This window comes from Pseudomonas sp. TE31087 (assembly GCF_057284075.1).
The window spans coordinates 3,915,056-3,927,931 of the sequence record NZ_JBXVNN010000001.1 but is presented as its reverse complement, the minus strand read 5'-3'; the positions used below and the strand labels follow the sequence as shown (position 1 = coordinate 3,927,931).

The 12,876-nt window shown below is 64.6% G+C and carries 7 protein-coding genes and 1 pseudogene; 6 read left to right on the top strand and 2 right to left on the bottom strand.

Annotated features, from left to right (window positions below):
* The first annotated feature begins 12 nt into the window (after positions 1-12).
* The 5 genes and pseudogenes from ACZ899_RS17650 (at position 13) to ACZ899_RS17630 (ending at position 9,701) form a co-directional block, all read left to right on the top strand.
* Positions 13-1,635, top strand: coding sequence for an AAA family ATPase (locus ACZ899_RS17650; protein WP_234561585.1), 1,623 nt, complete (start codon positions 13-15; stop codon positions 1,633-1,635).
* A gap of 374 nt (positions 1,636-2,009) precedes the next feature.
* The gene (gene gltB / locus ACZ899_RS17645) at positions 2,010-6,455 is read left to right on the top strand and encodes a glutamate synthase large subunit (RefSeq protein ID WP_234561586.1); all 4,446 of its coding nucleotides are present in this window, start codon (positions 2,010-2,012) and stop codon (positions 6,453-6,455) included.
* Between the two features lie 105 nt (positions 6,456-6,560).
* Positions 6,561-7,979, top strand: a complete 1,419-nt coding sequence (locus tag ACZ899_RS17640; protein ID WP_050707339.1) for an FAD-dependent oxidoreductase — start codon at positions 6,561-6,563, stop codon at positions 7,977-7,979.
* Positions 7,980-8,172: 193 nt separating this feature from the next.
* The gene (gene hemE / locus ACZ899_RS17635) at positions 8,173-9,237 is read left to right on the top strand and encodes a uroporphyrinogen decarboxylase (protein ID WP_110735319.1); all 1,065 of its coding nucleotides are present in this window, start codon (positions 8,173-8,175) and stop codon (positions 9,235-9,237) included.
* A 115-nt stretch (positions 9,238-9,352) separates the two neighbouring features.
* Positions 9,353-9,701: pseudogene (locus ACZ899_RS17630) on the top strand (YgiW/YdeI family stress tolerance OB fold protein).
* A 115-nt stretch (positions 9,702-9,816) separates the two neighbouring features.
* Here the strand turns inward: ACZ899_RS17630 and ACZ899_RS17625 are convergent.
* On the bottom strand, positions 9,817-11,058 hold the full coding sequence (locus ACZ899_RS17625; RefSeq protein WP_234561587.1) for an MFS transporter: 1,242 nt from the start codon (positions 11,056-11,058) through the stop codon (positions 9,817-9,819).
* A gap of 122 nt (positions 11,059-11,180) precedes the next feature.
* Between ACZ899_RS17625 and ACZ899_RS17620 the strand changes: the two genes are divergently transcribed.
* Positions 11,181-12,104, top strand: a complete 924-nt coding sequence (locus tag ACZ899_RS17620; RefSeq protein ID WP_203648478.1) for a LysR family transcriptional regulator — start codon at positions 11,181-11,183, stop codon at positions 12,102-12,104.
* Here the strand turns inward: ACZ899_RS17620 and ACZ899_RS17615 are convergent.
* Positions 12,061-12,864: a hypothetical protein gene (locus ACZ899_RS17615; protein WP_203648476.1), complete on the bottom strand. Its 804-nt coding sequence runs from the start codon at positions 12,862-12,864 to the stop codon at positions 12,061-12,063. The two genes, ACZ899_RS17620 and ACZ899_RS17615, sit on opposite strands and share 44 nt — an antisense overlap.
* Between the last annotated feature and the right edge of the window lie 12 nt (positions 12,865-12,876).

Below are 12,876 nucleotides of genomic sequence, written 5' to 3'. Positions count from 1 at the left end.
TGTGACAACGCAATGACCAGTCTGCATGCCGATGAGGCGTTCCTCGACCATTACCAGTTGAGCCACGATCCGTTCGCACCGCGAGTGCCCGGCTTCAAGTTCTTCCCCGCCCAGCGCAAACCCGTGCTCGGCCAGCTGCACCACCTGGCGCGCTACAGCCAGCTGATGCTGGTGGTCAGCGGCCCGGTGGGCAGCGGCAAGACCCTGCTGCGCCAGGCCCTGGTGGCCAGCACCAACAAGCAGTCGGTGCAGAGCGTGGTGGTGTCCGCCCGTGGCGCCAGTGACGCAGCCAGCGTGCTGGGCCAGGTGGCGCAGTCGCTGAACGTGGCGCAACCGGAGGTGCAGGCGATCCTGTCGCAGGTAGTGCAGCTGGCGCTGACCGGCCAGGAAGTCTATCTGCTGGTGGACGATGCGGAACAACTCGACGAGTCGGCACTCCAAGCGTTGCTGGAGTTGGCGGCAGGCGTGGCCGAAGGGCGCCCGCATGTGTTCCTGTTCGGCGAGCCTTCGCTGATTGCCGGGCTGGAAGAACTCAATACCGATGGCGAGCGCTTCCATGTCATCGAGTTGGCCCCGTACAGCGAGGAAGAGACCCGCGAGTACCTGGAGCAGCGCCTGGAGGGCGCCGGCCGGGGCATCGAGGTGTTCAGCGCCGAGCAGATCGTCGACATCCACGAAAACTCCGACGGTTGGCCTGGGAACATCAACCAGGTTGCCCGCGATACCTTGATCGAAGCCATGATCGCCAGCCGTACCACGGTCAAGCGACCATCCATGGGGTTCAAAATGCCTAAGAAACACGTGCTCGCGTTGTCCGCTGTGGTCGTGGTCGCCGTTGGCGCGGCGGTCCTGATGCCCAAGAAGGGTGACAAGGCCCCGACCGAGGCACCGGCCGCCCAGGCCCAGCTGCCGCTCGGACAGGGTGCGAACGGCGGCGCGCCCGCCATCGAGTTCTCCGGTTCCTCGCAGCCAATGCCGCTGCCGCTGGTCGGCCAGTCGCAGCCGGTGATGCGTGAGCCGCTGGCCCAGGCCGCCGGCATGGGCGAAGGCGAAGAGGGTGGGCCAGCGGGCGATACCGCCCTGCAGCCTGCCGCGCCGTCGGCCGCCGTGCCGCCGACCGTGACCACCATCGCGCCGCCACAAGGTGCCACCGCCAGCCCGGCACCGGCCCCTGCCCAGCCGGTGACCACCGCTCCGGTACAGCCGGTTGCGCCTGCGTCGAAGCCTGTCGCAACCCAGCCGGCAAAACCGGTTGCACCTGCAAAGCCGACTCCGGCTCCGACCCAGGTCGCCAGCGCCAAGCCCGCCAGCAAGCCTGCCGAGAAACCAACCGCAGGCGGCGCCGGTAACAGCAGCTGGTATGCCGGCCAGAAACCGGGCAATTACGTGGTGCAGATCTTCGGCACCAGCTCCGAGGCGTCGGCCCAGTCGTTCGTCAAGGCGCAGGGTGGCGACTATCGCTACTTCAAGAAAAACCTGCAGGGCAAGCCGCTGTTTGTCGTCACCTACGGCAACTTCGCCAGCCGCGACGCCGCCGCTGCGGCAATCAAGAACTTGCCAGCCAAGGTCCAGGCTGGTAAACCTTGGCCACGTACCGTCGGCAGCGTCCAACAAGAGCTGGCCACGGCCCGCTGATACCTTCCGGGCGGCACCACCCCGCCGCCCAGTTGCTGAGCGACTTCTAGCTTTCGATCAGCCTGCTGCGCCCGAGCGCGGCAGGCTTTTCTGTCCCAGACTGCCGGCCACAAGCCCTGTGTTGCAGTCATGGCTGAAACGCTTCAGACTCCAGCCTAGCCGCTATCACGGCGCATGGCGCAAAAACATTCAAAATTGCGACATAAATTTTCAATGGTGAGACATGAAAATTTGTGGGCATCGCTGTCGCTGTGCAACAATGGTTTTCCATGACCACCGCAAAAAAGCTGGCGTTTGATCGGCGTGGATGGTAAGTGGTTGTTAAAAAAGAGATTTGCCTCCGGTTGAGAGGTGAACCTGGTGAGAAAGTGTCTATGAAAACAGGTCTGTACCATCCCGAAGAATTCAAGGACAACTGTGGTTTCGGCCTGATCGCCCATATGACGGGGCAGCCGAGTCACCACCTTCTGCAAACCGCCATGCAGGCGCTGACCTGCATGACCCACCGCGGCGGCATCAACGCCGACGGCAAGACCGGTGACGGTTGCGGTCTGCTCATGCAGAAGCCCGATCAATTCCTGCGTGCCGTGGCCCAGGAGCACTTCGCCGTCGAGCTGCCCAGGCAGTACGCCGTCGGCATGGTGTTCTTCAACCAGGACCCGGTCAAAGCCCAGGCCGCCCGCGCCAACATGGACCGCGAGATCGTCAACGCCGGCCTCAAGCTGGTCGGCTGGCGCAAGGTGCCGATCGACACCCGCGTCCTCGGCCGCCTGGCCCTGGAGCGCCTGCCGCAGATCGAGCAGGTGTTCATCGGCGGCGAAGGCCTGAGTGACCAGGAATTCGCCATCAAGCTGTTCAGTGCCCGTCGCCGTTCGTCCGTGGCCAACGCCCACGACACCGACCACTACATCTGCAGCTTCTCGCACAAGACCATCATCTACAAAGGCCTGATGATGCCGCGCGATCTCGCGGCGTTCTATCCGGACCTGGGCGATGAGCGCCTGCAGACCGCGATCTGCGTGTTCCACCAGCGCTTCTCTACCAACACCCTGCCGAAGTGGCCGCTGGCCCAGCCCTTCCGCTTCCTCGCCCACAACGGCGAGATCAACACCATCACCGGCAACCGCAACTGGGCCATGGCCCGACGCACCAAGTTCGCCAACGACCTGATCCCCGATCTCGAAGAGCTTGGCCCGCTGGTCAACCGTGTCGGTTCCGACTCCTCGAGCATGGACAACATGCTGGAGCTGATGGTCACCGGCGGCATCGACCTGTTCCGCGGCGTGCGCATGCTGGTACCACCGGCCTGGCAGAACGTCGAGACCATGGACGCCGACCTGCGCGCCTTCTACGAATACAACTCCATGCACATGGAGCCGTGGGACGGCCCGGCCGGCATCGTCATGACCGAAGGCCGCCACGCGGTGTGCCTGCTCGACCGTAACGGCCTGCGCCCGGCGCGCTGGGTGACCACCACCAATGGCTACATCACCATCGCCTCGGAAATCGGCGTGTGGGGCTACCAGCCCGAGGAAGTCCTGGCCAAGGGCCGTGTCGGCCCAGGCCAGATTCTCGCCGTGGACACCGAGACCGGGCAGATCCTCGACACCGACGCCATCGACAACCGTCTGAAGTCGCGCCACCCGTACAAGCGCTGGCTGCGCCAGCACGCCACACGCATCCAGGCGACCCTGAGCGACGACCAGGGCGTGGCCAGCTACGACGCCGACCAACTCAAGCAGTACATGAAGATGTTCCAGGTCACCTTCGAGGAGCGTGACCAGGTGCTGCGCCCGCTCGGCGAACAAGGCCAGGAAGCGGTCGGCTCGATGGGCGACGACACGCCGATGGCCGTGCTGTCGCAGCGCGTGCGCTCGCCGTACGACTTCTTCCGCCAGCAATTCGCCCAGGTGACCAACCCGCCGATCGACCCGCTGCGCGAAGCGATCGTCATGTCCCTGGAAATCTGCCTGGGCGCCGAGCGCAACATCTTCCAGGAGTCCCCCGAGCACGCCTCGCGGGTGATCCTCAGCTCGCCGGTCATCTCGCCCGCCAAGTGGCGTTCGCTGATGAACCTGGAACGCGAAGGTTTCGACCGCCAGCTGATCGACCTCAACTATGAAGAGAGCGTCGGCCTGGAAGCGGCGATTCGCAACATCGCCGACCAGGCCGAGGAAGCCGTGCGCGGCGGCAAGACCCAGCTGGTGCTGAGCGACCGCTACATCGCCCCAGGCAAGCTGCCGGTGCATGCCTCGCTGGCGGTCGGTGCGGTGCACCACCGCCTGACCGAGCAGGGCCTGCGCTGCGACAGCAACATCCTGGTCGAGACCGCCACCGCCCGAGACCCGCACCACTTCGCCGTGCTGCTGGGCTTCGGCGCCTCGGCCGTCTATCCGTACCTTGCCTATGAAGTGCTGGCCGACCTGATCCGCACCGGCGAAGTACTGGGCGACCTGGACGAAGTCTTCAAGTACTACCGCAAGGGTATCTCCAAGGGCCTGCTGAAGATCCTGTCGAAGATGGGTATCTCCACCATCGCCTCGTACCGTGGCGCGCAGTTGTTCGAAGCGATCGGCCTGTCCGAGGACGTGGTCGGCCTGAGCTTCCGCGGCGTGCCGAGCCGTATCAAGGGTGCCCGTTTCGCCGACCTGGAAAGCGACCAGAAACTGCTGGCCGCCGAAGCCTGGAGCGCACGCAAGCCGATCCAGCAGGGCGGCCTGCTGAAGTTCGTCCATGGTGGCGAATACCACGCCTACAACCCCGACGTGGTGAACACCCTGCAGGCCGCCGTGCAGCAGGGCGACTATGCCAAGTTCAAGGAATACACCACGCTGGTCGACCAGCGCCCGGTGTCGATGATCCGCGACCTGCTCAAGGTCAAGGTGGCCGACCAGCCGTTGGCACTGGACCAGATCGAGCCGCTGGAGGCGATCCTCAAACGCTTCGACTCTGCCGGTATCTCGCTCGGTGCCCTGTCGCCGGAGGCACACGAGGCCCTGGCCGAGGCGATGAACCGTCTGGGCGCGCGCTCCAACTCTGGCGAGGGCGGCGAAGACCCGGCCCGCTACGGCACCATCAAGAGCTCGAAGATCAAGCAAGTGGCCACCGGCCGATTCGGTGTGACGCCGGAGTACCTGGTCAACGCCGAAGTGCTGCAGATCAAGGTCGCCCAGGGCGCCAAGCCCGGCGAGGGTGGCCAGCTGCCAGGCGGCAAGGTCAACGGCCTGATCGCCAAGCTGCGCTACGCCGTACCAGGCGTGACCCTGATCTCGCCACCGCCGCACCACGACATCTACTCGATCGAAGACCTGTCCCAGCTGATCTTCGACCTCAAGCAGGTCAACCCGCAGGCGCTGGTCTCGGTCAAGCTGGTCGCCGAAGCTGGCGTCGGCACCATCGCCGCCGGCGTGGCCAAGGCCTATGCCGACCTGATCACCATCTCGGGTTATGACGGTGGTACCGGCGCTTCGCCGCTGACCTCGATCAAATACGCCGGCGCCCCGTGGGAACTGGGCCTGGCCGAAACCCATCAGACCCTGCGTGGCAATGACCTGCGCGGCAAGGTGCGGGTACAGACCGACGGTGGCCTGAAAACCGGCCTGGACGTGATCAAGGCCGCCATCCTCGGCGCCGAGAGCTTCGGCTTCGGCACCGCGCCGATGATCGCCCTGGGCTGCAAGTACCTGCGCATCTGCCACCTGAACAACTGCGCCACGGGCGTCGCCACGCAGAATGACAAGCTGCGCAAGGATCACTACATCGGCACCGTCGACATGGTGATCAACTTCTTCACCTTCGTCGCCGAAGAGACTCGCGAGTGGCTGGCCAAGCTCGGCGTGCGCAGCCTGGGCGAGCTGATCGGTCGCACCGACCTGCTCGACGTGCTGCCGGGCGACACCGAGCGCCAGCATCACCTTGACCTGTCGCCGCTGCTGGGCAGCTCGCACATCCCGGCCGACAAGCCGCAGTTCTGCGAAGTCGACAAGAACCCGCCGTTCGACCAGGGCGAACTGGCCGAGGCGATGGTCGCCATGGCCTTGCCGGCGATCCGCGATCAGGCCGGTGGCGAGTTCAGCCTCGACATCTGCAACTGCGACCGCTCCATCGGTGCGCGCATCTCCGGCGAAATCGCCAGGCTGCACGGCAACCAGGGCATGGCTGCAGCGCCGATCACCTTCCGCTTCAAGGGCACCGCGGGCCAGAGCTTCGGCGTGTGGAACGCCGGTGGCCTGAACCTGCACCTGGAAGGCGATGCCAACGACTACGTCGGCAAGGGCATGACCGGTGGCAAGCTGACCATCGTGCCGCCTGCCGGCAGCCCATTCGAAACCCAGCACAGCGCCATTGTCGGCAACACCTGCCTGTACGGTGCCACCGGCGGCAAGCTGTTCGCCGCCGGCACCGCGGGCGAGCGCTTCGCTGTGCGTAACTCCGGCGCCCACGCTGTTGTAGAGGGCACCGGCGATCACTGCTGTGAATACATGACCGGCGGCTTTGTCTGCGTCCTGGGCAAGACCGGTTACAACTTCGGTTCTGGCATGACGGGCGGCTTCGCCTACGTGCTCGACATGGACAATAGCTTCGTCGACAAGCTCAACCACGAACTGGTGGAAATCCAGCGTATCAGTGGTGAGGCGATGGAGGCCTACCGCAGCCATCTGGCGCGGGTCCTGGGCGAGTACGTGGAGGAAACCGGCAGCGAGTGGGGGCGTGAGCTCTCCGAGAACCTGGACGACTACGTGCGGCGCTTCTGGCTGGTCAAGCCGAAGGCGGCCAATCTCAAACAACTGCTGTCCAGTACCCGTGCCAACCCGCAGTAAGAACAGCTGCAAGTGACGGCCCCGTGCGCGGGGCCCGTCCTGCTCAAGTGATTGTCTTGCAGCTTGCGGCCCAAGGCCGGCAACTGCGGTAAAGAGGTTTGAAAAATGGCTGAACGTCTGAGCAACGACTTCCAGTTCATCGAAGTGGGCCGCAAGGACCCGAAGAAAAAGCTGCTGCGCCAGCGCAAGAAGGAGTTCGTCGAGATCTACGAACCCTTCAAGCCGCAGCAGTCCGTGGAGCAGGCGCACCGCTGCCTGGGCTGCGGCAACCCGTATTGCGAATGGAAGTGCCCGGTGCACAACTTCATCCCCAACTGGTTGAAGCTGGTCTCCGAAGGCAACATCCTGGCCGCGGCTGAACTATCGCACCAGACCAACACCCTGCCGGAAGTGTGCGGCCGCGTGTGCCCGCAGGACCGTCTGTGCGAAGGGGCCTGCACCCTGAACGACGGCTTCGGCGCGGTGACCATCGGCTCGGTGGAGAAGTACATCACCGACACCGCCTTCGCCATGGGCTGGCGCCCGGACATGTCCAAGGTCAAGCCCACCGGCAAGCGCGTCGCCATCATCGGTGCCGGCCCTGCTGGCCTGGGCTGCGCCGACGTGCTGGTACGAGCGGGCGTGACCCCGGTGGTGTTCGACAAGAACCCCGAGATCGGCGGCCTGCTGACCTTCGGCATCCCCGAGTTCAAGCTGGAAAAGACCGTGTTGAGCAATCGCCGCGAAGTCTTCACCGGCATGGGCATCGAGTTCCGCCTGAACACCGAGGTGGGCAAGGACATCAGCATGGAGCAGCTGCTCGCCGAGTACGATGCGGTGTTCATGGGCATGGGCACCTACACCTACATGAAGGGCGGCTTCCCGGGCGAGGACCTGCCGGGCGTGCATGACGCGCTGGACTTCCTGATCGCCAACGTCAACCGCAACCTCGGTTTCGAGAAGTCGCCGGAAGACTTCGTCGACATGCAGGGCAAGAAGGTCGTGGTCCTGGGTGGTGGCGACACCGCGATGGACTGCAACCGCACCTCGATCCGTCAGGGCGCCAAGGCCGTGACCTGCGCCTATCGCCGCGACGAAGCCAACATGCCGGGTTCGCGCAAAGAGGTGAAGAACGCCAAGGAAGAGGGCGTGAAGTTCCTCTACAACCGCCAGCCCATCGCCATCGTCGGCGAGGACAAGGTCGAGGGTGTGAAGGTGGTCGAGACCCGTCTCGGCGAGCCGGATGCCCGTGGCCGCCGCAGCCCCGAGCCGATCCCGGGCTCCGAGGAGATCCTGCCGGCCGATGCCGTGGTGATCGCCTTCGGCTTCCGCCCGAGCCCGGCGCCGTGGTTCGAGCAGCATGGCATCCAGCTGGACAGCCAGGGCCGCGTGGTGGCGCCGGAGAAGGGCAAGTTCAAGCACCAGACCAGCAATCCGAAAGTGTTTGCCGGTGGCGACATGGTGCGGGGGTCGGATCTGGTGGTGACGGCGATCTTCGAAGGCCGTACCGCTGCCGAAGGCATCCTGGATTATCTCGAAGTCTGATCCGGTCTATTCGCGGGGCAAGCCCGCTCCCACGCTAGAACATGTATAGCGTAGGAGCGGACTTGCCCCGTGATGCTTTTTGTATACAAAAATGCTTGATCCACGGCACCCAATAGACAAAACGCATGGCCATGGCCGTGCCTTTTGTGCCCGCGTCTGAGAAAATGCCCGCACTTTTTTTCCGGATGCCGACATGACTGCCCTGAAGAACGATCGTTTCCTGCGTGCACTGCTCAAGCAACCCGTAGACGTCACCCCGGTGTGGATGATGCGCCAGGCCGGCCGCTACCTGCCGGAGTACCGTGCCAGCCGCGCCAAGGCCGGTGACTTCATGAGCCTGTGCATGAACCCGCAGTTCGCCTGCGAGGTCACCCTGCAGCCGCTGGACCGCTACCCGCTGGACGCGGCGATCCTCTTCTCGGACATCCTCACCATCCCCGACGCCATGGGCCAGGGCCTGTACTTCGAGACCGGCGAAGGCCCGCGTTTCAAGAAAGTCATCAGCACCCTGGCGGACATCGAGGCGCTGCCGATCCCCGATCCGCAGAAGGACCTGGGTTACGTCATGGACGCGGTCAGCACCATCCGCCGCGAGCTCAACGGCCGCGTGCCGCTGATCGGCTTCTCCGGCAGCCCATGGACCCTGGCCACCTACATGGTCGAAGGCGGCTCGTCGAAGGACTTCCGCAAGACCAAGGCCATGGCCTACGACAACCCCGAAGCCCTGCACCTGCTGCTGGACAAGCTGGCCCAGTCGGTCACCAGCTACCTCAATGGCCAGATCCTCGCCGGCGCCCAGGCGGTGCAGATCTTCGACACCTGGGGCGGTAACCTGTCGGCGGCGGCCTACCAGGAGTTCTCCCTGGCCTACATGCGCAAGATCGTCAGCGGCCTGATCCGCGAGCACGAAGGGCGCAAAATACCGGTGATCCTGTTCACCAAGAACGGCGGTATGTGGCTGGAAAGCATTGCTGATGCCGGTGCCGACGCCCTGGGCCTGGACTGGACCTGCGAGATCGGCGACGCCCGTCGCCGCGTCGGCGACAAGGTGGCGCTGCAGGGCAACATGGACCCGACCGTGCTGTATGCCAAGCCCGAGGCGATCCGCAAGGAAGTGGCGCGCATCCTCGCCAGCTATGGTAAGGGCAGTGGCCATGTGTTCAACCTGGGGCATGGCATTACCCCCGAGGTTGACCCTGAGCACGCCGGCGTGTTCATCAACGCCGTGCATGAGCTGTCGGCGCAGTACCACCAGTAATCGGTGTGCAACGCGAGAAGCCCGGCCAAGTGCCGGGCTTTTTGTTGTATTAAGTTTCAATTCAGCGATCGTCGGTAATCTGGTCCCATCAAAACGCAAACAGGACCCGATCACCATGAAAGCCCGTTACCTGCCCCTGATCCTCGCCCCACTGTTCAGCACCGCCGCCCTGGCCGCCGGCTACACCCGGTCCTGGCGCCCAGGCCGTGACCACGGTCGCCGCCGCCAACGATGCCGCCGACGACACCCCGGTAGTGCTGCAGGGCTTCGTGACCAAGAAGATCAACAACGACGACAAGTACGAGTTCAAGGACAACACCGGCACCATCACCGTCGAGATCGACGACGAAGACCTGCCGCCGACGCCGTTCAACGACAAGACCAAGGTCAAGCTGACCGGCGAGGTGGAGAAGCACCTGATGAGCCGCGAAGTGGATGTGGATATCGTCGAGATCATCAACTGATCCGAAGCTTCACGCTTCAATGCGTGGGAGCGGGCTTGCCCCGCGATAGCGCCAGCCAGTGCAAGCCTCGTTGCCTGATAGGACGCCATCGTGGGGCAAGCCCGCTCCCACGATATCAGGCCGTTTTCGGTGGCAGCTTGCTCAGGTGCACCGCCACCAGCAACGCCACCGCCAGCAGGCTGCCGATGAACAGCCCGATGCCGTTCCAGCCCCACTGATGCCAGAACACCCCGCCCGCCGTCCCCGCCACGCTCGATCCCGCGTAGTAACAGAACAGGTACAACGACGAAGCCTGCCCCTTGGCCTTCAACGCCCGGCGGCCGATCCAGCTGCTGGCCACCGAGTGCGCGCCGAAGAAGCCGAAGGTGAACACCAGCATGCCGACGATGATCATCGCCAGCGGGTTGGCCAGGGTCATCAGCAGGCCGCCGGCCATTACCACGATGCTGGCCCAGAACACCTTGCGCCGGCCCAGCTTGTCGGCCAGGGCGCCGACTTGCGCCGAACTGTAGATCCCCGACAGATACACCACCGACAGCAACCCGACCAGTGCCTGGTTCATGTGATAGGGCCCGGCCAGCAGGCGGTAGCCGATGTAGTTGAACAGGGTGACGAAGGCGCCCATCAGCAGGAAGGCCTCGAGGAACAGCCAGGGCAGCCCGGCATCCCTGAAGTGCATGACGAAGCCGTCGAGCAGGTTGCGCGGATTCAGTGCCTGGGGACGGAAGTTGCGCGACTCGGGCAGTACCTTCCAGAACACCAGCGCCGCTACCAGCGCCAGCCCGCCGATGCTCAGCATCGCCGTGTGCCAGCTGACGAAGTCGATCAGCACGCCGGTGATCAGGCGCCCGCTCATGCCACCGATGGCGTTGCCACCGATGTACAGGCCCATGGCCAGGCCAATGTGCTGCGGGTGGATCTCTTCGCTCAGGTAGGTCATTGCCACCGCCGCCAGGCCGCTCAACGACAGGCCCACCAGGGCGCGCGTCGCCAGCACCAGCTCCCAGCTCGGCATCACTGCGCTGGCCAGGGTCGACAGGGCGGCGCAGAGCAGGGCGAAGACCATCACCGGCTTGCGCCCGATACGGTCGGAGATCGGCCCGGTGACCAGCAGCCCGAACGCCAGCATGGCGGTGGATACCGACAGCACCAGGCTGCTCTGCGCGGCGTTGATGGAAAATTCCTGGGACAGCAGCGGCATCATCGGCTGCACGCAGTACAGCAGGGCGAAGGTGGCAAAGCCACCGCTGAACAACGCCAGCACGGTTTTCATGAAGGCGGGGGAGCCTTTCTCGATCCAGATATCGTTGACGACAGGCTCGGGTTCGGCAGGCAGGGGGACTACGGCGGATCTCACGGAGGGTACCTCGGGCGCTGGGGCCGGTGCTGCGATGAAAAAAGCATATAGCTGGCTAATGATTAGATCCAATATATTGTTCGACCTGTTTGAGATGTTTTACGACCTGTTTGGAGTCGATCATGGAGCTACGTCACTTGCGCTATTTCATTGCCGTGGCCGAGGAGCTGCATTTTGGCCGCGCCGCCCAGCAACTGGGTATCTCCCAGCCCCCGCTGAGCCAGCAGATCCAGGCCCTGGAGCAGGAACTGGGGGCGCGCCTGTTCGAGCGCACCAACCGCCGGGTCGAGCTGAGCGAGGCCGGGCGCCTGTTCCTCGAGGAAGCGCGCCAGGTGCTGGCCCAGGTGGAGAAAGCCGCCGACGTGGCGCGGCGGGCGCAGCTGGGGGAATTGGGCGAGATGAAGATTGGCTTCACTTCATCGGCACCTTTCACCTCGCGCATCCCCCAGGCCATCCATGCGTTCCGCCAGCGCTTCCCTTCGGTGCATCTGCACCTCAAGGAAATGAGCAGCCGCGAGGTGGTAGACGGGGTATTCGATGAGTCCATCGAGGTCGGCCTGATGCGCCCGCTGCCGGTGCCGGATGGGTTGGTGGTCAGCGAGCTGTTCCGCGAGCCGCTGGTGGCCGTGCTCAACGCCTCGCACCCGCTGGCAATGGGCAGTGGACAGGGCGTGCACATGGCGGCGTTGGCGCAGGAGCCGTTCGTGTTCTTCCCGCGCAGCTACGGCAGCGGCCTGCATGCGCAGTTGATGAGCCTGGCGGGCAAGGCCGGCTTCAGCCCGCACTTCGCTCAGGAAGCGGGCGAGGCGATGACCATCATCGGCCTGGTCTCGGCGGGGCTGGGGGTGTCGGTATTGCCGGCATCGTTCCAGCGGATGCGGATCGACGGCGTGGTCTACCGTACCTTGCTGGACGAAGGCGCCGACACCGCCGTGTGGCTGGTGCAGCGGGCCGGCGCAAGCTCGGCGATGGCCAGGGCCTTCGCCGAGCTGCTGGGCGGGGTCAGTCCACCTGGGCCAGGTCGCCGCGCAGGGCCACCGAAGTGACGAGCAGGCCGGCACGGCACTGGAACTTCTCGGTGTCCTTGTACAGGTTGCGCTGGTCGACGCTGGCGATGTTCACCACGGCGTTGGCGTTGGCCTTGCGCGCGGCGTTCTGCAAGGTCGCCAGGGCCGATTGCAGGGCCCAGTAGCAGGCATCTTCGTCGGCCTTGTTGCTGCCGTTGGTCTTGCGGCTGCTGCTCACCGGGCTGAGGGTGCGGGTCGAGGCGGGCAGGCTTTCGCCGGCCAGGTAGAACTTCACGCTGCCATCGAGCAAACCGGCCTGGGTGGCGCGCTTGACCCCTTCACGGAAGCTCAGGTAGGTCGGCGCGTCCACGCCCTGGTTGACGAAGCCCTGTGCATTCAGGTGCTCGATATGCGGGTCGAAGGACAGCTCCTTGAGGATGTTGTCGCGCAGGCGGTTGACCCAGCGGTTGTAGTTGCCGTGAATCTTGCCGTCGTCGTAGTCCAGGCCCCAGCTGCTGCGGTAGATCACCTGGAATTCGGTGGGGCTGTAGGGGATGTCGACCTCGGCGTGGTGGCGGCCGCGCACGGTGATCTCTGCCTTGACCATGCCGGGGCGCACCGACTGGATGATCCACTGGCGGTCGTTGAGGGCGGTGACGATGGCGCGCTTCATCTGGTCGTCACTGAAGCCGAGGTCGCTGGAAAACGCTTCCTTGGCGTTGTACACGGGTTTGCTGGTGCAGCCGGTGACCAGCAGGGCCAATGCCAGTACGGCAAACAGGCGGTGGATCCGAGTCATTCCTTTCACTCC